The 22,147-nt window shown below is 42.2% G+C and carries 19 protein-coding genes; 5 read left to right on the forward strand and 14 right to left on the reverse strand.

The window, feature by feature from the left end; genetic code table 11:
- Positions 1-172 precede the first annotated feature (172 nt).
- The 4 genes from M3191_RS01285 (at position 173) to M3191_RS01300 (ending at position 5,256) form a co-directional block, all read left to right on the forward strand.
- The gene (locus M3191_RS01285; RefSeq protein ID WP_251697644.1) at positions 173-1,042 is read left to right on the forward strand and encodes a hypothetical protein; all 870 of its coding nucleotides are present in this window, start codon (positions 173-175) and stop codon (positions 1,040-1,042) included.
- Between the two features lie 349 nt (positions 1,043-1,391).
- The gene (locus tag M3191_RS01290) at positions 1,392-2,939 is read left to right on the forward strand and encodes a helix-turn-helix domain-containing protein (RefSeq protein WP_251697645.1); all 1,548 of its coding nucleotides are present in this window, start codon (positions 1,392-1,394) and stop codon (positions 2,937-2,939) included.
- A 164-nt stretch (positions 2,940-3,103) separates the two neighbouring features.
- Positions 3,104-3,763, forward strand: a complete 660-nt coding sequence (locus M3191_RS01295; protein ID WP_251697646.1) for a flavin reductase family protein — start codon at positions 3,104-3,106, stop codon at positions 3,761-3,763.
- 143 nt (positions 3,764-3,906) lie between these two features.
- Complete coding sequence (locus M3191_RS01300) at positions 3,907-5,256, forward strand: YjiH family protein (RefSeq protein ID WP_251697647.1); 1,350 nt, start codon at positions 3,907-3,909, stop codon at positions 5,254-5,256.
- Between the two features lie 161 nt (positions 5,257-5,417).
- On the opposite strand, the gene M3191_RS01305 is transcribed toward M3191_RS01300, so the two are convergent.
- The 5 genes from M3191_RS01305 to aldA all read right to left on the reverse strand — a co-directional run bounded on the left by M3191_RS01305 (position 5,418) and on the right by aldA (position 11,564).
- Positions 5,418-5,966, reverse strand: a complete 549-nt coding sequence (locus M3191_RS01305; RefSeq protein WP_251697648.1) for a competence protein ComK — start codon at positions 5,964-5,966, stop codon at positions 5,418-5,420.
- Positions 5,967-6,567: 601 nt separating this feature from the next.
- Positions 6,568-7,071 (reverse strand): sigma-70 family RNA polymerase sigma factor, encoded by a 504-nt coding sequence (locus tag M3191_RS01310; RefSeq protein WP_251697649.1) that lies wholly within the window; start codon positions 7,069-7,071, stop codon positions 6,568-6,570.
- A 282-nt stretch (positions 7,072-7,353) separates the two neighbouring features.
- Positions 7,354-8,865: a BCCT family transporter gene (locus M3191_RS01315; RefSeq protein ID WP_251697650.1), complete on the reverse strand. Its 1,512-nt coding sequence runs from the start codon at positions 8,863-8,865 to the stop codon at positions 7,354-7,356.
- Positions 8,866-8,917: 52 nt separating this feature from the next.
- A complete protein-coding gene (locus tag M3191_RS01320) occupies positions 8,918-10,084 on the reverse strand; it encodes an iron-containing alcohol dehydrogenase (RefSeq protein WP_251697651.1) in 1,167 nt (388 codons plus the stop codon).
- A 43-nt stretch (positions 10,085-10,127) separates the two neighbouring features.
- Positions 10,128-11,564 carry an aldehyde dehydrogenase gene (gene aldA, locus M3191_RS01325; protein ID WP_251697652.1) on the reverse strand — a complete coding sequence of 479 codons (1,437 nt, stop codon included), beginning with the start codon at positions 11,562-11,564 and terminating at the stop codon, positions 10,128-10,130.
- A 388-nt stretch (positions 11,565-11,952) separates the two neighbouring features.
- Between aldA and M3191_RS01330 the strand changes: the two genes are divergently transcribed.
- Positions 11,953-12,753: a hypothetical protein gene (locus M3191_RS01330; RefSeq protein ID WP_251697653.1), complete on the forward strand. Its 801-nt coding sequence runs from the start codon at positions 11,953-11,955 to the stop codon at positions 12,751-12,753.
- Positions 12,754-13,007: 254 nt separating this feature from the next.
- Here the strand turns inward: M3191_RS01330 and M3191_RS01335 are convergent, their stop codons facing one another.
- From M3191_RS01335 to M3191_RS01375, 9 genes are all read right to left on the reverse strand, one after another.
- On the reverse strand, positions 13,008-13,460 hold the full coding sequence (locus M3191_RS01335; RefSeq protein WP_251697654.1) for a hypothetical protein: 453 nt from the start codon (positions 13,458-13,460) through the stop codon (positions 13,008-13,010).
- A complete protein-coding gene (locus M3191_RS01340) occupies positions 13,460-14,260 on the reverse strand; it encodes a DUF3100 domain-containing protein (protein ID WP_251697655.1) in 801 nt (266 codons plus the stop codon). The genes M3191_RS01335 and M3191_RS01340 overlap by 1 nt, the downstream gene beginning before the upstream one ends.
- A 40-nt stretch (positions 14,261-14,300) precedes the next feature.
- Complete coding sequence (locus tag M3191_RS01345; RefSeq protein WP_251697656.1) at positions 14,301-15,182, reverse strand: NAD(P)-dependent oxidoreductase; 882 nt, start codon at positions 15,180-15,182, stop codon at positions 14,301-14,303.
- A gap of 43 nt (positions 15,183-15,225) precedes the next feature.
- Positions 15,226-16,674 (reverse strand): aldehyde dehydrogenase family protein, encoded by a 1,449-nt coding sequence (locus M3191_RS01350; RefSeq protein ID WP_251697657.1) that lies wholly within the window; start codon positions 16,672-16,674, stop codon positions 15,226-15,228.
- An 85-nt stretch (positions 16,675-16,759) separates the two neighbouring features.
- Entirely contained in the window at positions 16,760-18,385 is a 1,626-nt protein-coding gene (locus tag M3191_RS01355; protein WP_251697658.1) for a helix-turn-helix domain-containing protein, read from the reverse strand.
- A gap of 409 nt (positions 18,386-18,794) precedes the next feature.
- The gene (locus M3191_RS01360; protein WP_251697659.1) at positions 18,795-19,346 is read right to left on the reverse strand and encodes a hypothetical protein; all 552 of its coding nucleotides are present in this window, start codon (positions 19,344-19,346) and stop codon (positions 18,795-18,797) included.
- Between the two features lie 536 nt (positions 19,347-19,882).
- Positions 19,883-20,044 (reverse strand): hypothetical protein, encoded by a 162-nt coding sequence (locus M3191_RS01365; RefSeq protein ID WP_251697660.1) that lies wholly within the window; start codon positions 20,042-20,044, stop codon positions 19,883-19,885.
- A 347-nt stretch (positions 20,045-20,391) separates the two neighbouring features.
- Entirely contained in the window at positions 20,392-21,288 is an 897-nt protein-coding gene (locus tag M3191_RS01370; RefSeq protein ID WP_251697661.1) for an HNH endonuclease, read from the reverse strand.
- Between the two features lie 306 nt (positions 21,289-21,594).
- Complete coding sequence (locus tag M3191_RS01375) at positions 21,595-22,095, reverse strand: hypothetical protein (protein ID WP_251697662.1); 501 nt, start codon at positions 22,093-22,095, stop codon at positions 21,595-21,597.
- Positions 22,096-22,147 lie beyond the last annotated feature (52 nt).

Consider the following 22,147-nt stretch of genomic DNA (forward strand, 5'->3'; position numbering starts at 1 on the left):
TTGTGGACATGTTAGAACTAAGGGATTGTAAAGGGAATAGTAGATTAGGGGAAAAGCATGCCTGGGGGCGTGCTTTTTAATTATCCAACAAACGATGCACCTCCCTGTCAAACTATGTTATATTCTAATAGATTTCTAAAAATAACAACTAACAGCTATGGAGGTCAAAAAGTTGAAAATAACAACTAAAAAACTAGTCGTAAGCGCGCTTTTAACAGGAATAGTTCTGTCCACTAGTGCAGGAACAGGAATGGTTCAAGCAGAAAGTATCCATACATACAGTGAACAACAGCAAACAACGAAATATCCTAAAAAAGTGATGGAAGCCGTTCGTCAAAGTTTAGGCGTTGATAAGCATTCTACTGAAGTAGATACTAGAATTGAAGCAATGCCACAAGTCGAAGTTATGGATAAGTACCTTGATTCCTTTGGTAAAAAAATAAAAGGTAATGAGGTGCGTGAGGCTGTTCGGGGTGTATTTAACATTGATTTAGATGAGGTTTCCAAAAACAATTACGGAAATAAGCTAATTAGTTATAACCCTGCTATTATGCAAACCCTCCGTGACTCTGAAAAACTTACGGATGCAGAAATCATGAAATTAGCCAAAGTGAAAGTGATGGATGCCTATATAAAGGCTCATGGTTATGACTTAACTGGCGCTGAAAACCGTGTAGTCATCAACCAAATATTCGGCGTGAATCTTGATGGCATCTCTGGAATAGCAGGACTGCAACTCGGCATTAACTCTAAAGGTATATGGATAATTAATACACCAACTGACATGTTAGTGATTTCCTCCAGCCTTGATGACGTAGAGTTGTATGTCTACACAACAGATTATTGGGAACAGATAACAGGGACAAAGGAAGTGCCCGATTCGTTAAAGCAATACTTTGCTGATAACGGATTTACGTATGACGACGTAACAGGCAAATACATATGGGTTAATCCTACTGGCGAATCTGCACCTGAAGCGATTAAATCACAAACGATCGGTACGTTAATCCAAACAATTATGCAGGTAAACGCCAGCCTATAAGAAATAAAGTAGCCAAGAGAGCGGTCTCTTGGCTTTTTGTGTCTATTCAAGTCTTTTGTAAATATAGAAGAATACATTGCCACCGCCATATTATGCCCTGTTTGCTAAACAGTTTGTTCCAACTGTTAACAAGAACTTACGATCCGGTATCGAGAACTCTTTGATGATAAACGAGAACTCGTGGTCCGGTATCGAGAACTCTTCGATGATAAACTATACTTGCCAACTGTGGAGCAGATAAATTCCTTCCGCCATACTCTACTATTTGAATAGTCCCCACCAAAGACACATTTCACTAAACACAAAGACAATAGTATAATCCACTAAAAGGCACATCGGGGTGAAGCACATGAAAATACTCATCGCAGAAAGAGACGAACTCGAGCGGAAAGGCATCCGGTGGGTTTTGTCATCCAATCAGATTGTAATCACACAATTACGAGAAGTGGATAACGAGAAAGACTGTCTGGATGTCCTTTTCGATTGGAAGCCGGACGTTATCATTTTAGAACTCGAGATGTTGAATGAGACTAGAAAACAAGTAACGAATTTACTGATAGAACATAAGACCAAAACAGTCGTACATACAAATCATAAAACATTTGAAGCTGCTGCACAGGCTTTAGAAATGAAGGCCGAAGCCTTATTCATCAAACCGTACGACACGAATGAATGGCTGCACAACGTAAAACGAGTAGTCAATTCACAGAAGCAGCCGGGCGCGGACAACGACACTTTTATCCACCACGGCTGGGCATACGACCTTCTATTTGGACGAGTATTCGATGAATCACTTATCCAAGTCCAAGTTAGGACATGGGGATATGAACAGATTCCTACATTGGCTGTTGCGCTAAGTCCCGACAAGTCGAATAAAGAGCAAGTGAATCTTACAAAGCTCATTCCGTTCATCAATAAAGAGCTTCAAGCATACCGCCCGTTCATACTGATTGTCCAAGATCATTTCGTCCTTTTATTTAGTACGGAGTTTTTGCCCTCCACTGAAGATCCAATCCAATCGTTACGTCGGATACTCGTCTACTTTTGTCAGAGGATTAAAAATGAGAAACGACTCTCTGTTTCCGCAAGCATCGGGAATTGGTATGACGATCCTGAAAAAGTGCATCAATCGTATTGGGAGGCTAAACGTGCCCTGCTGCGCCGCTTTTACTTTGGCGGGAATCAAGTGTTTTCCCCCATTAAAAATATGGTGTTAACGGATATCGATCCATTCCTCTCACCCGTGGAAATCGATGAATTCCTGACGCACTTGCGAAATACGGATCGGGAAATGTTGAAACAATGGCTTTATCTACAGGCGAATAACTATCCGATAACAGAAGAAAGTTTCCCTGATTCGGACAATGTGCGCATTCGGCTGACAAATATTTTGTCGCATATTAGACGCTTCATGTTGGAGAAGCCGTATTTGCTGAAAGAGGAACTTACCTATAGGGGGTTGTTCAAGGATATTTTAACGGGAGAAGTGTTAGCGGACACCGTCAATAATATACTGTTTTTTTGTTATCGACTTTGCGACCTTGTCGAACATGAGGAAACTTCATACAACTCCATTTTGATCAATAAAGCCATTCGCTATATAGATGAACAGTATGCTGCCCCACTGACTTTGGAGGAAGTTGCAAACTTTGTACATCGAAATAGCCAATATTTCAGCTCCATCTTTAAAAAGCAGACAGGCTATTCATTTACGGAATATCTGCAAGGAAAACGAATTCAAGAGGCACAGGTTTTGCTTAAAGAGACGACATTGACGATTACTGAAATAGCCTACCAAGTAGGTTTTACGGATCCAGGCTACTTCAGCAGAGTATTTAAAAGTCAGCACGGGAGTTCACCGAGCGTTTGGAGAACAAATAATAATCCTGTAATCTAAAGATTATCCTCACCAAGCGCTAAATCTACCTTTATGTCACTAAATCATTTTATATCTTCCTATAATTATAAATATTCTTCATAGCTTCGATGCCTCCAAAGCGAGTAGGATGATAGTAAGCAATGAAGAAAACGCTTTCACAGACATGTATAGGAGGAATAGACATGCATTATTCACCGAAGAAAGGCGAACATCACGGTTTGCCGTACGATCCTTTTAAAAGCAGTGCAATCCCACGTCCGATTGGATGGATTTCGACTACATCAAAAGAAGGTGTAGATAATCTCGCACCGTACAGCCAATATCAAAACCTTACATGGGATCCCCCAATGGTCATGTTTGCCGCCAATCAATCTGTATTAGGCGGAAGAAAGGACACTGTTCGAAACGCCGAAGAAACGGGATGGTTTGTTTGGAACATGGCGACTTGGGATTTACGGGAAGCAGTCAATATTTCTTCCAAGGCAGCTCCAGCGGACGTTGATGAATTCGAGATGGCCGGTGTCACGAAGAAAAGCTGTACAGAAGCTCCTGGTCCTCGCGTGGCAGAATCGCCCGTCCAATTCGAGTGCGAATATGTACAGACCGTAAGAATTCCGACAGGCAACGACGTCTCCACTGTTGACCTTGTCATCGGACGCGTAGCTCATGTCCATATTGCCGATGAATTCATCCTACCTAGCGGGAAACTTGATATATTGAACATTAAACCAATCGCCCGGCTTGGATACTATGATTATACGGTCGTGAATGAAATATTTGAAATGAAGGCACCAGCTGCTTCCGAGGCAGAATTGGCGGGTCTTGAAGGAAAAAATGTATAACAAATGAACCTCTACTGTTTCAAGATAAAAAGACATCAGGTAATGACTTAAACTCGAGCGTACCTATGTCTTTTCTTCTTTGAAACATATTTTTTCACTAGCATTGTTTGAATATTACAACTCAAAACTGGAGGTAAAACGCAATGACAAATCCTCACTTGACGAATGCCGAAGAAACGCCTAAAGCTTCAAAAGAAACTGTGACGAATCTTTCAAATATCTTGAAGTTTGTTTGCTTTAGTGCGATTGGAATTTTCATCTTCTTCGCACCCATAAAAGTCGATGGGGTTTCATCCATTCCCCTAGATCACATCGTTACTTGGATCAATACGACTTTCCCATCCGTTACGCCGATTTACGCGTTACTTATGATTTTAGGTGGAGCCATTTATCCTTTTATAACAAAAACATGGAATAAGAGTACATTTAATTTGGTTTTCACTTTCTTAAAGATTACGGGGTTAATCGTGGGAATCATCATCTATTCAAATCTAGGACCTACCTGGTTAATGAATGAACATGTCGGGCCATTTTTATTTGAGTTGCTAGTGATTCCTGTCGGTATAATGGTTCCGTTAGGCGGGGTATTTTTAGCTCTGCTATTAGGCTACGGTCTATTTGAATTCGCTGGTGTACTCTGTCAGCGGATTATGAAACCAATATGGAAGACGCCGGGTCGTTCGGCAGTAAGCGCGATGGCTTCGTTCGTTGCCAGTTTTGCGGTCGGCCTATTGATCACGAATCGGGAATTCAAAGAAGGCAAGTATACAATCAAGCAGGCAGTCATTATCGCCACAGGCTTTTCGACAGTCACCGTCTCCTTCATGATCATCGTCGCCAAAACGTTAGATTTGATGAGCGTCTGGAACTTGTACTTCTTCACAACGGCCTTTGTAACGTTTGCCGTCACAGCGATCACCGTACGGATCTGGCCGATCAGTAAACTGCCTGACGAATACTATAATGGTATGGAGGGAGAACCTGAAACAGTCATCCGAAGCAACTATATTCAAAATGCGTGGAATCAAGCAATGGAAGCCTCTCATAACGCGCCGAATTTCGGTAAAAATATATGGGTCAACTTACGGGACGGCATGATCATGACGATGAATATGCTGCCGACTATTTTATCCATTGGCTTAATCGGCATCCTGTTAGCAGAATACACACCTATCTTCGATTTTATCGGATACATTTTCTATCCAATCACTACTCTACTGCAAGTGCCTGACGCATTTTTAGTAGCCAAAGCTGCGGCAATCGGGATTACTGAAATGTTCTTGCCGGCCTTATTAGTAGTGGAAGCAGCACTCATCTCAAAATTCATCGTCGCGGTCGTCTGCGTCTCCTCCATCATTTTCTTTTCGGCAAGCATTCCGAGTATCTTGTCAACCGAGATTCCGATCAGCATTCCAAAACTGATTGTCATTTGGCTGGAGCGGACGATTTTGAGCTTGATCATTGTGACACCGATTGCTTTTTTACTGTTGTAAATGAAAAACAACCATCCGCTCACACGATTTTAGTGTGAGTTGGATGGTTGTTTTTTTAATAGACTACTCACCTTGCATTGGTTGGTTTCGTTGCGAATAGTTTTGATTGCATTGCGACTGGCTTTGCCCTCGCAGCGATCTTTTTCCCCACATGCACCCTATCACTTATCAAACCGCCGATAATTCCGATCCTTCCCTTTCTTACTAATGAAATAGCGCGTCTTCGATTCAATTACTGCTCCAGGCGTAGTCTGCCTCTCAATCTTATATTTCAACTTGAAAGCACGAGTATATTTCTCGTCAAATGAATAAAAACTTGTATTTAGTATGATTTCGGTACCATTATTCAATACAATTTCCGTATGTTTTTTATCAATCGCCTTGTAATCCTTGACGTGGTCGATGGCAATCCAGACGCAATCCTCATTTACCGGCGACATATGCGGAAACCAATAGAGGCTCTGCGTCAAATTCAGCACAATAGGAGGCATGGATATTTCCCCTAGCAGCGTCCGTGATCCATCGTTCGCGCCTCTCAAACTGGAACCGTAGCAGCGAAGGCTATAATCGATCAGTTTCGTCGGCTCGATATTCACTTTAAACAACTCCGTCTTTTCCATAACAACCGAAAGCAATCGGCCATTCTCATCAAACTCCGGCAAAATGATGCTCGTTCCGTTGTTCACTACGTACTCTTCTTTCAATTCCATGTTGAACTCCCCCTTTTTGAATTAACTCTTATCAAGTTTCGAAAAAAGGAGTATACTGACCTATAGGTCGGTACACTCCGGCCAGCAAGTCCTCGAGTGGGTCTCCGCAGACTCAGACACTCGGGGACTTTTCGTTCAACCTCGATCACCTCACTAAAGCCGCAGTCAGTCCTGCACTGTCCAGCCCGTGGGATTCGCAATCATTGTTTCGACTCCAGTAAGCGCTTACAATCATTTCTTATCGTCTATTCTAATCTGTTATTAGTCTTGAAGACTCCTCGTTACCACGGCGACGAATTGGGGATGCATATATGTAGTTGCTTACACGTTACAATATGGTTTCGCGAATCAAAACTCGTTTCATAACTTATCGGCGGTCGTTTTATGGAGCAAAACTGCAGCTTATATAGTTCTTTACTACCTGAATGATAAATAGGAAAATTCACCCTTATCTATCATCGTATACATTATAGTTCAAACAGAATTATTAGTCTACTAGATAAAGGAATATTATAATTATTTAGTGTTTTTTATGCAACTCTACAGATATACTATTGTAAAAGGCCCTCTGCATCTGCAGAAGGCCTCGTCAGTATCACGTCTATCCCCCCATCAACCCCCTCAGCCTCTTCAACAGCCTTTCCCTCCTTTTCTTCACGCCGGAAACCGAAATACCGAAACGATCGGCACATTCCGCCAAGCTGCACCCTTCTAAGAAAGTCCATTGGATGAACGCTTTTTCGGAAGGATTTAATTGGTCAATCGCGTCATGGAGACAGCCAAACCCATCATCCTCTTCCGCACCACCAATGAAAAATACTAGCACCTCATCTGTCGTCGACATGACATTCTCCTCAAAACGGCTTTCTCGTTTCAACTCATCCAACATCGCCCCGCGAATGCTGCGGTACGCAAATGGCGTAAAATCACCCTTTTCATCATCAAACCTCGTCCACGCCTGCCATAATGCCACCCTTCCCGCCTGCCTGTATTGCTCATGGTCACGGTAAATATTCAACTTCCTGATCGAATGCGAAATCATCGGTTCATATTGCATCAACACATCTTCAAATTCCAACACGAAGAAGCCTTTCCGATCGTGCACGACACACTGTATTCCCGGGTGATTTCATCGTATAGGGCATTTGAATTGTTTACAGTTCGAGAAAATTCATTTGAGCTATGTAAACTTCAATTATTGGGGATCAAACTTGAACTTTCATACCTTTTTTCAAGCTTTGCCGCTTTCAAACTTCAATTATTGATTAAATTTACGGTACCAGGTTCTCATTAAAATCAGAATCATCGCTAGCTAAATCTCTATTATAAAAGAAAAAACTGTAGGCAATCACCAAAATCCATGGTGTTTGTCTACAGTCTAAAACCACTATTCCGTCTTATCATACCTCTTCGGATCATACGCCACTTTCAACAACGAAACCGCAATGAGTAAACATAAAACCATCGCAGGCAATCCACCTAAATTAGACAGCATCTTAATACCATCTATTTCGGCGAAACTAATCATCATCCATGCAATCACAGCAATCGATATACCCCATATCACCTTTATGGCGATACTTGGCTCGGGGCTATCTGGTGTAATGCCAGTAGAACTGATTCCACCCATTGCAGATATGTTCGAGTCCGCTGCCGTTACGAATGAGATAAAGACGATGAACAAATAAAACGGGATAACGATCGCCGATAATGGAACTTCAGATAGTATCGCATATAATGCCGTTTCCGGGCCGCTTGTTGTAAAGACATCCGCAATTTTCGTATCGGTAATCAAGCGGTGTATGGTCGTCCCACCGAAGATCGTCATCCACAACCCACCAAAAAGAGATGGGAACGCAAAGTTAACAATGATGAATGTCCTAACCGTGTACCCATAGCCAATTCTTCCCAAAAACAATGCCGTGATGGCTGCCCAGGCAAACCAGTTCGCCCAGTAGAAGACAGTCCACCATTGCGGCCATTGATCGCCGGATGCCGCGCCTGTGAACAAGCTCTTCTCAAAGAAGTGCGTCACATAGTGGCCAAACGATTCAACGCCAAGATTAATAATGAAACCAGCTGGTCCCGCAACAAAAATGAACAGGACAATGACGATGTACACTTTCATATTGATATCCGACAAAATTCGAATACCATTCATCAACCCGCTTGCTGCTGAAATAACAAAAGTAATCATCACGATTGCGGTGATGAACGCCCACGATACCGGTGAACTCGCTATGCCAGTAAGATAATTCAAACCGCCGCCAAGGTTGATGACAGCTGTTCCCAAGGCTGCAGCCATTCCTAATGCGAGTGTATATAAACAGACCGCGTCAATGACCTTCCCCCAACCGCCTTCTATTCTCGAGCCGAATAAAGGGGCCATCGTTGAACTCAAGCTAAACGACTTTTTCATATTATAATAGGCAAACGCAAACATTAACGCAGGAACACAATAGATGGCATACGGAGTAATCGTCCAATGCAAATACATTGTCGACATCGAATAGATCACTGCCTCAGGGGATTCCGGAGGGATGTTCATCGATTCCGGGGGCGCTAAGTAATGATAGATCGGTTCGACGATCCCCCAAAACGTTACACCTGCCGCAACAGTCGTCGTCAGTGTGATTGCAATCCAATTCGGAAGCTTCAGCATCGGCTTTGCCTCTTTCCCGCCGATTTTCACTTTGCCCAACGGCGAAAAGTAAACAATGATGACTGTCGCCAATAAAAGCAAACCGCTAAGACTGAAAAGCCCTCCTAAATTGACTAATAACCAATCATTCGCTTTTGTCGTTATGTCGATAAAAGCATCTCTATTTGTAAAACTTATAATACCGGCTACCAACACTAATAAAAACGGTGGCCAAAAAACAGCATGTCTAAGATTCATCTAATCTCTCCTTACTATTCTGCCATGAAGGCCCGGCGACGCCGTTTGGGAGCTAGTTGGACAGCAATTTCCTTGCGAAACTACGTAAATCTTCTTCAGAGATGAAGCGGCAATTGTTTTCCCTCATCGGTTGATTCTCTTCCGCTTTCATCGTTTCTACTAAACGACCAACATCATCTATACATAAACCATCCTCTAGTAACGATGTGTCTACTCCGCTTGTATTGACTAGTTCCATAAAACGATCCGCCCCTGCATAGGCGATCTCCGATTTGCTCAATCCTTCCGTATGTACCCCCATCGCGTTTGCAACTTTCGCAAACATGTCTACATTCCCTTCCACCTTCCATCGATACGTTGCATTCATTGCAATCGCAACTGCCCGCGCATGCGGCACTCTTCCGACTGTTGAAATGGCATGGCCAATACAATGCGCGATGCCCGTGCCTCCATGTTCAATCGCCGCTCCTGCAAGTGCCGCCCCTACTGCTAATGCCGTCCTGCCTTCGAGATCCTTCGGGTCATGCAGCACTCGCTCCAAGTTTCCGCAAATCAATTCGATGGATTTGAGTCCGAACGCTTCGATGATCGGATTCGACCTAGTACCCGTACACGCTTCAATCGCATGCACGAATGCATCCAATGCAGTTGCAGCCGTTAAATGAGGGGGGAGCCCCTTAGTAAATAAAGGATCTAAAATAGCCACGTCCGGTGCCATTTGTTCGTCCCATCCCCATACTTTGCGTTTTTCACTATTCGTAAATACAACCGTGCTTGTCACTTCGGCACCCGAACCTGAAGTGGTAGGGATCATGATCGACGTAATCGTTTTCTTCGGAAAAGGGTTTGCCATCAGCTCATAATGGGATGCAGACGCTTCCCCGACCGCAACAAGGGAAGCCATTTTAGCTACATCCATTGCCGAGCCGCCACCGATTCCAATGACACAACCTGCATCGAAGTCCCGTATGACCCGCGCGGCTGCATCAATCGAACGTACAGATGGATCACTCTCCAGATCACTGAACACGCTATAGTCAATGTCGCTTTCCTTGAGCACTTTTTCGACTAAATCGACAACACCAGCCTCAATGACGCCTTGATCTGTAACAATGACTGTTTTACTTGAAGCTGTTAACTCTTTAATCAGTTGTCCAAGCTGAAGGTGCTTCCCTTCTCCACAAAGTATTTTTGTCGACAAGCCAAACTCAAATTGCATGTTCCGTCACTCCATTCAACCCGACATGAAAGATTGATGCCACTTAGTATTTCATGTAAACCGTCTTCACTTGTGTAAATTCATAAAAGCCATGTTTCCCATCGTCTCCACCGATTCCGGATTTCTTCCATCCCGAATGATATCCTTGATACGCTTCACCTTGTTGTCGATTGACATAGACTTCGCCACACTCAATGTTGGAAATCAACTCCATAATGTATCGATAATTGTTCGAATACACATTCGACGTGAGTCCGTAATCCGAGTCATTCACGTATTTAATGACTTCTTCCAACGTTTCAAATTCAACAATCGGCAAGACAGGCCCGAATATTTCCTCCCTGACAATTTTCATATCTTGCGTACAGTTATCAAGTATAGTCGGTGGATAAAAACTACTACCCTCTGCTATTAATTCTCCGCCACATAAAACGGCAGCCCCTTCGGAAACAGCTTCTTTGACCATGTCATGGACTCTTTTCGCATCGTTCGGGGTCACTAAACATGTCATTCCGATTTCAGGGTTTTCAAGGCCATCTCCAAACTCCGTTTTCGAGAACTCCTCCACGAGTCGATTGATGAATGCTTCCTTTATGGACTTCTGCACGTAGAGTCTCTCCGTGTTGTTGCACACTTGCCCCGAGTTAGCCAAACGCCCGCCTGCAATGGCTTGAACGGCAAGATCGATATCCGCATCCTCCATCACAACCGCTGGCGCTTTCCCTCCCAGTTCCAAAGAGACTTTAATCATATTTTGCGCACACTTTTCCATTATCCGTTTCCCGACAGCTGTGCTGCCAGTGAACGTAATCATGCTGATCTTTTCCGAAGAAGTGAGAGCTTCCCCAACAATGTTGTCCTCGCCTGTCACAATGTTAATGACACCTTTCGGAATGTCCGTCTCGGCAATCAACTTCGCGAGTTCCAACGCGGATAATGGTGATTTTATGCTAGGTTTAATGACTACCGTATTTCCCGCAATTAATGCAGGCACCATTTTTCGTATGAGGACATAAATTGGGAAATTCCAAGGCACAATGATGCCAATTGCTCCTAACGGTTCTCGTATGGAGAGGATTTTTTCATTGGGATTGTCACTTTCCACGACATCGCCTTCTATTCGCCTTGCCCACTCTGTTTGGTACTCTCCGAGATCAGCTGCATAAAACACTTCCGATTTCGCCGAGGAATAACTTTTCCCCATCTCCAAAGTGATCATTTTCCCAATCGCATTTAGACTACTATCATCTTGCATTAAACGTAAAAGCTGCTTAACTAATTTAGCTCTTTCAATTGCCGGTGTCTTCTTCCATTTTGAAAAAGCTGTCACTGCCGATGAAACGGCATGATCCACATCCGCTTTATCTAATGAAGGTACCACCCCTATCACTTCATTTGTAGCGGGGTTCATAACTTGAATGGTCTTATTTTGTTTATGGCTAACGTATTCACCGTCAATGAATGCTTGCAATGAAATCATGTAGACTCATCCTTTCACAAATACTTAGCGAATAAATACTGTTTTTCTTCCTGTAATGGGAAATAGGCCCTTTCTCCATATTACCAATTTTATAAAATAATTCAAGTAGACTGCTATTTATTATGATTACAATAATTAAACGAAGTGGAGCGTAATTGCAATAGGATCGGCATCCTACTTGTAGAACACACACCTATTCTCCATCCGCTTACATGTTTTATGTGAGTTGGAGTTGTTTGTCTACAAACTACCTAAAGGACTACTAGCCTTACATTTGGTTGGTTTCGTGGCGAATTATTGGTTGATTTATCGATAAAAAAATATTTTTCTTGCACGAGTATCCTTTTTGACCCCTCCCCTCTATATAAAAAGAAAAGGGGAAAATGAAATGACACACTACCTAAAGGAGTACGCAAAATTCAACACAATCGCAGAAATGGACGCAGCAGCCGAACAGCACGCCAAACGCCACTGGGATGAAATGACGAATTCCGACCGCCAAGTGCTCGACGTCATCCGCCGCTATTCGGTGAAATACGGTGCTGCTCATTTGAAACACGGAACAATAGAAGACGCCATAGGGAAATCAAACGTTACTGTACGACGCGCAATCCGCAAACTCGTCAAGCTGCACATCATTGAAAAAGTCCACACGATCCGCCCCGTAATGAGCGGACTTGGCGCAAACATCTACATCATTCTACCGTTCGATGACCAGGGGAAAATGAACGATCGGGATGAGGACAACAAACCGCATGATAACAAGGAAATCAAGCAAATTTCCGAAGACGAAGCTCTTCCTTCTAAATCATTATTAAAATCTATAGATCTTAACTACACGTCTCCTGAGGAACCGTCTAAGTTATCCACAAGTCTTTTCAGTCGAATGAAAGATCTGCTTGCCGGAACAATCGGTGACACAAAAACAGCCCGTGAATTCTTCGGAATTCACCGGGCCATTTCGGGACGCATGCTGAAATATGAAATCTATAAAGACGACCAGTCTGTCTTCGAAGACCTTGCCTATCGTGCGTTGATAATCACTGTGATGGCTACGAAAAAGAAGGTGATCCGCAACTTGCCGGGGTATTTCAAAGGTGTGTTGGACAAGTTGGTGGAGGAGACGTACTTCAAGGATATGTTTATGATGTTTGATGTGCCGGTTGAGGAGTTCTATTGTCCGGAATGAATTTCGTGGAAGGCTAATTTGCAAGGTTGATTGTCTTGCGAGCTACTTACATTGCGTTGTGATCAGTTTACGTTGTGTTGCAAACTGTTTTGATTGCAGCCAAATTATATCGGTGAGATAACGTTGCAGTCGGGGACATTGCAAGCGAAGTCGTGGTCCCGGTTGGATGCGGGCGGACAAGTTAAGTAAACACCAACTACCAGGCACCCATACAATTCAAAATTGTCAGGGTGCCTGGTACCTATTATTGAAATTCAAATAATCCCTTGGAACCGTAAAATGATCTCCGCGATGACTGCAGATCCTAGAAATGTCCCAAGCATAACGAGAGTTGCAACAACGATTGTTTTCCAACCGAGTTTTACAAAGTCAGTCCAAGAACGTCCAATTGCGATTCCTGCATAAGCGAGTATCGGTGTTGCGAGCGCAAGCAGTTGAACTTCGGACGTCCACTGTACAACTTTTTCAGATCCAGGAATCCAAGGCATAGAAACGATGACTCCGATAATAGAAATATACGCGATACTCGGGAAGTTTATAGGAATCAGCTCTTTTAGAATAAACCCTGCCAAACAGATGAGAATGAGTGTAATCATTCCAGGTACAGCTTTTAGCGGCAAAATATCATAACCTGCCCAGTTGCCAATAAGGGCGGTGATGCCAAAAATCCCAAGCAATAATACCCACTCTTGTATATTTTTTAGCATCAGTATCCCTCCCTATTACGAGTCATTCGAGCATAGATTTTCTCAGTTAGTGGAAGCCCAATAAAGATACTTACCCACAAACCTGTAGAGAGTGAAAGTAAGTTACTCGCTCCTGAAAATGCGATAATTTGAGATTCGAGTTCCGGAAATGCAGCAACCAGTGAACCACTCGCTGCGGCCATCATACTTCCACTTCCGACTCCTGATGCCATTGCAAACGATAGCGGGCTTAGTGGAGTTACTGTAGCTAGTAATCCAGATATAAGACCGAGGAATACCGCCCCAAACACTGTCCCAAAAATATACATCGCCATCACTCCCCGCCCTTCAGGAGAGTTGATGCCGAATTTGTCCATGATTAGTCCCACGTTCGGTTCACGGCCAATTGAGTGGGTCATCCCTATGGCTTCACGCTTAAGCCCAAGCCAAATTGCAACCGGTAATGCAAGTAGGATTGTCCCTAAGTTACCGAGTTCCTGCAATAATAATGCAGGCCCGGCAGCAATCACTTCAGGTAAGGACGGCCCAATAATGACCCCGATTTTCGCTAGCAACAACGATACACCCAAAACAATTATCGGTTCGGCATTTTTAGATTGCTTTTCTTTAACAACTGGTGTGAAATAGAGCACCAGACCAATTACTAGTGCATATAACATCGGTAATAATAGAATCACACCAGGACCCACCGGAATCTTAAATGTGCCAATCAGTTCAGTGATAATTACAATACCAAGTACAATTGCATGTAACCGCCAATCTTTCCAAATCCCGGCAAGTGAATTCTCACTCCCAACCATTCAAATCCCCCCTATTTTTACTTCCACTCCTTATAATAGATCAAGTTTGCGTCTCATGCTCAAGAAATTCCGCTACTGCTGTTGAATCCCGTCTGCCCGCACCTGTTGCATTCACACGTGTAAACAACTCATGAGGTGCACCACTAATTGTAGGGGGTACTCCTACTTCAGTTGCCAAGTTCCGATATAGAGAAAGATCCTTCAACATGTTGGCAAGAGAAAACGTAACATCGTCATATGTTCCATGGATAATTGAGGGCCCGAACACATCCATAACTTTTGTTTGTGCAGAACCCTTTTGGAAAAGTTCCCCTAACTTCTCTTTCGATATACCCGCCCTTTCTCCAGTTAGTAGGGCTTCCCCTAACAACGATATGATTCCTCCAACAACCATGTTATTGCACAATTTAACGATTTGTCCCGCTCCACTTGGCCCTAAATATTCAACGTGCTCCCCCATTGCGTGAAGCACAGAAGACACTCGCTGAAATTCTTTTTCTGACCCACCGACCATAATGGTGAGAGTACCTGAACTTGCGCCATCAGGTCCACCACTCACCGGACAATCAAAATACGATATGCCTACAGAACTCGCTGACTTTTCAATCTCTCTTGTCTTCACAACATCATTAGTACTCATATCCAGCACAGCACTTCCAGGCTTCATAGCGTGCAAAGCCCCTTCACGCTCATCCAACAACACGCTTTCCACTAAATCCGTCGTTGGCAATGACAATATGACTACGTCACTCGACTTCGCAAGCTCTGTAACTGTAAAAGCTCGAATTCCACCGTTTTCTACGACTCGGGCAACAGCTTCCGGATTCGTATCGTATACTGTGACTTCATATCCTTTGCGAAGTAAATTCGTTGCAATCCCATATCCCATCAGACCGCATCCAATCACACCTATCTTCTTCATGAGGTTTCCTCCAGTCGTCCCTATCTGATGAACCACTCCCATATCAGGGTCTGATATAAACCGTTTTGTAATCCGTCCAAAAATCCAGAGTTGTCGACCCCTGCTCGCGTGGCCCAATACTAGATGCCTTCTTACCCCCAAACGGATACTGATTCTCAAAATAGTTGGATGGGATATTTACATGGGTTACACCCGATTCGATATGACGAATGAAGTGAAAAGCTTTCTTTAAATCATTTGTATAGATTGTCGAAGACAAACCAAATTCACTATCATTCGCAAGTTCCAGTGCTTCTTCATACGTATCTACAACACTCATTGCCATGACCGGCCCAAAAATCTCTTCTTTGAAAATCGTCATCTCTTTCGTCACACCACTAAACAACGTTGGAGCAACGAAATAACCTGCGTCCAATCCATCTTCCATCAATTGCTCTCCACCACATTCAAGTATTGCACCTTCATCAATCGCCGTTTTCACATAATGTAAATATGTCTTAAGCTGTCCTTCATCGACGACGGGACCGTTGTCGACGTGTTCCGTAAATCCATCGCCAATTTTCAACTCCTGAGTCCTTGCAACGAGTTTTTTCGTCAAATCTTCCGCAATAGAACGGAGCACGATCAGACGACTTGTGCCTGTACAGCGCTGTCCGTTGTCTAAAAATCCACTGATGATCAAGTTCTCCACTGTTTCATCTAAATCTGCATCTTCCAAAACAATCGACGCATTCTTACCGCCCATTTCCGCTTGCATTTTAGCACCACGTTCACTTACGGCCTTTCCAAGCGCAAGTCCAACTTGTGTAGAACCCGTAAACGATACGGCTTTGATTTTTTCATGACTGCCAATTGCATTTCCAATGACTCCGCCTGGGCCAGTCACCATATTAATCACGCCCGCAGGAACACCAGCTTGTTTGAACAGTTCCATAATCTTGACACTGATTAACGATGTATTGCTCGCAGGTTTAAAAATCACCGTATTTCCCGCAACAATTGCCGGCGCAATCTTCCAAATGCCGATGCCAAGGGGGAAATTGTACGGAGCTATCACGCCAACTACGCCAAGTGGTTCACGGATTGTATACGCAAAAATTCCCGAATCATGCGACGGAACCGTTTCGCCAGTCATCCGAGTTGCTTCTCCACTGAATTGTTTCATCGCTTCAATCGTTTTCCGTACTTCTCCATTTGCTTCCCTGAACGACTTCCCGACTTCTTTCGTAATAATTGAAGCCAGTTCTTCTCGCTGAGCTTCCAGCAACTGAATAAGGTTGAACAATACATCTCCGCGAGTCGGTGCGGCAGTATTCGCCCAACTCGGGAATGCATCTTCTGCAGCTTGAATTGCTCGCTCTACATCAACCTCATTCGACTTTTGGAAATATCCTAGCACATCTTGATTCGCAGGATTCAAGCTTGCATACGTTTCGTTCGTATTCGATGACACCCATTCTCCATTAATATAATTATGATAAGTAAGGCCCATATAGAATCTCCTCCTCAAAGTATCTATCTATTATGATAAATCAAATTAAGGATTCGTTATATATGAGCCTCCACAAAGATTTCTATTATATTTCGTTGAGCTCCATATAAATCTTGAACGCAACAACAAAGTCGATCCAATCTTTCACATTCGTAAAATCGATTCCTAGTAATTCTTCTGCTTTTTTCAACCGATAGTAAAGTGTATTGGGATGCACATGTAAGACTTCAGCAGTCCGTTTCTGACTACTGTTCGATTGGATGAATACGTTTAGTGTGTGTATTAACGTTGAATCTGCCGTTTTTAGCAGGCGTAACTTATCATTCATGAAACGCTCCAATAACTCCTGATCAACTTCATATAACAACCGTTCGATTCCGAGCATTGAATATTCTACAATGGACATATCATATTTCTTTGCGTATCCGACAGATTGCATCGCTTCCTTATACGAAACCGACAATTCCTGTAATGACGTTTCCCTACCGATCCCTAAAATGATATCAGAGTCATCTGACCACATCTGCCGAATGCTGGAGTACAACCCTTGTATCATTTGCTCAGAAATTCCAGGCACGATAATAATAAGTTGAAAGGCACGTGCAAAGATTAAAGGATTCACTCGCTGGAATCGAAGCTTTCGCTCTACAAACTTTACGAACCTTTCTTTCCCATTCAGTTCCTCCACTTTCCAAAGGGGTTTTTGGTTTCCTTCAATAATAATGCATTGAACATGCGTATCCGTTCGCCAGTTAACATACTGTAGGGCTGCATCCAATTCTCTTCCAGATAACCCCTCCATTAAACGATTGAAAACTTGCTCCCTGAAATAGACTTCCTTTTCGTACAATGCATTTTCTTTAATAAGTTCGAGCGCAATCGACAAACTTGCTTGCTCGATTGTAATTTTGTCCATTTCACTGAACTGTTCGAAAGGTTGTGGCAAAGAAAGAAAACCGAATGTATCCACTCCCCTTCGAATCGGAAATAAATGTGTATCAGCCGTTACATCAAGGTAGCTATAGTAACTAACCGAAATGCCAATCATCCTAGTAAGCAATGAAAGAATAGCATCAATCCCACGACCTTCAATCATAAGTTGATAAAACGTATTATGAATCGAAATCGATTTTTCCAGTAACGCGTTTTTCTGTTGCAAATGCTCATGTACTCTGGCGTTTTCAATCGCAATCGCACTTTGCCCTGCTACTACTTCAATGACCATCATGTCTTCAGGTGTGAAAATACTGTCTTGTCTATAATTATTGACTGTCACGACTCCTAAACATCGATTCTCGTAAAGTATAGGAACACAGAACAAACTTCTTACACTTCTTTTTTGAACGCCTTCGTAATAGTACCGAACATTCTTACCGGACATATTCATCATATATTCTTCAATCTCATCGCGGGATGTAAACAGCTTCGACTGTTGCTGTCTAAAGACTTTTCCTGTAATGGACTCTCCTTCAGCAAATGCGACATGTGTAAACGCTGCATCGTCAACGCCTTCACCTTTCGCGTAACGAAGGGTCTTCGTCTCATTGTCATACAAATATATGATAATTACATCCGCCACATCCACTAAATCAGAAGCCGCCTGTATGACACTATGCAAGATTTCCTCTAGTCGCAAAGACTGTGTCAATATCTTATTAATTTCCAACAGCGTATTCGCTTTATATAAATCCATTTCACTATTGGCGAACATCGTCTCACCACTTTTTTATTTATTTATTAATATAATTATCAGTCATCGGGAGGGTTATCTCAAGTGCTGAAAACAAAAAAAATCTTTAACCTGAAATCATTCGGATAATGGACTAGCGACCTAATCTGAACATAGTGGCTTAGAGCTCAATCCCTTCAACCAAATGGCTTTCGGCTCGTCATCTAACCTTCTACGCATAAAGATGCCTGCTACCCAACATCCTCCAAGACCCGCTACGAGTGATGGATAGATCCATAACGAGAGCCCATTCGTTATACAACTCCAAATGAGACTATGCCTTCCGTAGCAGGTCAGTTTTAGGGCTATTCATATGTGAAAGTTCCTTCCTATTTAAAAAACAAAAAAGATACCTTCAATAAAGAAGGTACCCACAAATCTAATGAAAAAATTATTCAGTTTTCTCTCCAAGTATTTTATGCTTCTTTGCTAACTCCTGTAGTTCCTTCCTTTTAGCAACATCAGAATCGGAACGGAAAACTGCAGGTAACAAGTGAAATACATTTCTAGACTCAATATATTTGTCTAGGGATGAATTCAATGCCAACTGCCTCTCCGTAATATCCATTATTAATGCACTAAATTCCTTTTCTGCCTCAGTAGTTCCGACCGGGTTGAAATTAATTAGAAAATCATTATAACTGCTTATAGATTTTCGGATTTCATCAACCTTCTCAGTGCTATATATTAATTTTGGATTTTCATCTAGAATATCCATCATACCCTCAAGCATCAGTTGATGCTGCGCTTCTAATTCTAAAAAAGATATTAACTCATCATAGTATTCGATGGACACAGTGCCATTCTGCACACCTTCTGGATAATTTGATATGTCTTTAGACTCCGCATTGGTTTTTTCTACACCACATGCACTGATAAGCGACGTAACGGCTAAAAGCGTGATTAATGTGATGGATTTTAACTTGCGATGCTTAATGCTCATCTTTAATGATTCTCCTTTAAGCGATAGCTGTTTTTAGTAGCATAGACATAAAGAAGAAGCTTATTCATAAAATTGAGTAAAGTACCATGTCAGTGTTACTCGTACATGCGTTGGCGTTGTCTGATAAAATCCCTTGGCGTTTAATGGTGATAAAGTCGTCGCAAGTGGTAAAATCAGGTGGTTGTAATTACAGGTTTCGTTACAATTCCGAATTCAATGAGTACCTGATATCCGAAATTAAGTAACTGAAACAAATGAAGTAACAGATTTATTATTAAAACAATACTTACTGGATAACGTATTTACTTCTGATGAAGCTACTGACAAATACACATGGGTGAATCCAACTAGTGAATCCCCTGAAGCGATTAAATCACAAACGATCGGCACGTTACTTCAAACTATTATGAGTGAATGTTAGCTATCCTTTAAGAAATAGATCGGACAAGAGAAAATTCTCTTTGCTTTTTATCTCTCTCATCCTTATTTAGTGATGTTTCTCGAATCCCCTTTGGAAACCTTTTCTTTTTTCACATTCACATTTCCGTATTAATTTTTCTTCTAAATATAATTTTATTAACTATGACGCCTATAATAAAAACAGATATCCCTTCACCAACACTACCTTCGAATAATAAAGATGCTGACCAAATCATGACAATCCATCCAAATACTTTAGACATTATATTTTTATTCAATGACTATCGCCACCAATTCATTGTTTTTTTACGAAGTTTTACATTTACAATCAATTTTACTGAGTCATACTCTAGAAACTTCTCTGGTAACAGTTCCCAAGTGTTTATTTCTGGTAAGTAACTTCTCGGAATGTATGATATCCTCATTGAAGATATCAATAAGGCTTAAACCCATTACACTAATAGTTGCTCCTCAAAAACTATTTTTATTCCATCAATCAAAAGACCATTGTCCAAAAAAACAGATCCTTTGCCATTCTTTTACCACAAAACCCCATAAGATCCCCAGCCAATTCCCTTTGACATATTTTTAAAGGTGTTAAATATTTTACCGAGAAACTGTTAACTCACCGAAACTCCGAACCCCCACCCCATATAGCCCTCCCTCCAGTATGACCAGTGATTCCATGCTCCTCTTCCTTCACAAGTTGCAGTCTGCCAGGCTCTTCATGGTGATGCCAGTCATTGCCTTCTGGAGTTACGGAGGATTGAAGGCTTTGAATATCCTGTTGGTCAAATCCGAGCTCAACAGCTAGCAAGGGATTTTGTTGAATCGCTTCGTGTAGTTGCATGTTTGCAATTCCGATATGAACTTCATCTGACATTAGGTAGGTATCTTGTGGCAGGGCTGCATCGAATTTAGATTCGAAGACTGGAAAGACGCCTTCTACTACTGTCCCATCATTCTGTACTGAGATATTCTTTTCGAATTGCACATTTGTAACCTCGTGCATTGTCCCATCTAAGTGTCCGTTTCGGCTAAGTAACTCTTCCGCTTGTACTGTGTTTTGGTCTGTTACCATATCGAAGACACTAATACCAAGTACACCGACAGTCGCCACCTTGCCAACCTTTTTTATTCCTTCTACTAATTGATCTTTATCCTGAAAGGCAGCTCCTTTTAAAGTTTGACCTAGTGCCGTTCCAGTGTAGACTAGCCCCCCGCCAATTCCCTTCACCGTATTTACAGATGAAGTTTTTATATCTTCCCAACCCTCACTCATTTTTCCTGGATCCTTTGTAACCGCCCCGTATAATCCATTTACTGCACCATCAGCAAATTGAGCCGTATTTTTGATGACATGGCGCGAAGAATCCACTACGCTGTTTCCTACTTCTTTTAGATAATCACCTGTCCTCGGAAATTTGGTCGCCACAATGGCACTTGCGACATTAACTCCTCCTTTGGCAATCCCACCGCCAATATTGTTAATTCCCTGTCCTACAGTATGGAATATCTTCATACACGCACCTCCCTAGTCCGTTTTAATCACTATCTTTATATACAACTATTATACCATTCATACCTCTGTCGATTACAACACATATTAGTAAATTCTGAAGATTTTTTATCTCAAATTACTACAATTTATTCTTGGGGCTCATTCCATTAATCCATCTTATTAGCTCCAAATTTCTTCCACAAATCAAATAACAACTTTTAGCGCCAACCCTATTCTTGATAAAATAAAAATCACTCGTATGAGTGATTGAACAAACAATATGTTAAGCATTTTTATGCTAATTAAGTATCAATAAGTACCCCTCTATCATCCCAAGCTATACACTTCAGTTTCCAGAGGATACAGCTTACTAGTCCATCGCAATCCGGATACTTCGGGTAGTAGATCACGATGGGATCCCCAATTTAGTATATGCACATTCTGTAAAGCTTCGTCCGGAATATTGAATAGGTTCTTGGAATTATAAGCAGGCTTATGGACGCAAATCAGCAATTTTTCAGCCAGATCAATTTCAATCGACCAATCAATTTCTTCCGGTGTTTGTACTCCGGCTAAGCGGCCTGCATAAATCAAAAGCCTACCGGAATCGTTCGTATTCCACCAACCCTCTTGTGAAATCCTCTTACCAATCGTTTGCAGATCAGCTTTACCGATATACAGCAATACATCACTGCCATAAACGGGATGCCTTCCATAGACTTGGTAGATACCATAATCCATTTCCTCATTCATTAAGTCAGTTAAACTTTGCAACGAATAAGGGCCTTCCCACTCAATATGGATTAGCCTAACATTTGTATACTCCATTACTTTTCCCCCTAGTAGATTCAGCAATATATCTATTTACCTAATACGACAT

Source organism: Sporosarcina luteola, from assembly GCF_023715535.1.
In the GTDB taxonomy this organism is placed as follows: domain Bacteria; phylum Bacillota; class Bacilli; order Bacillales_A; family Planococcaceae; genus Sporosarcina; species Sporosarcina luteola_B.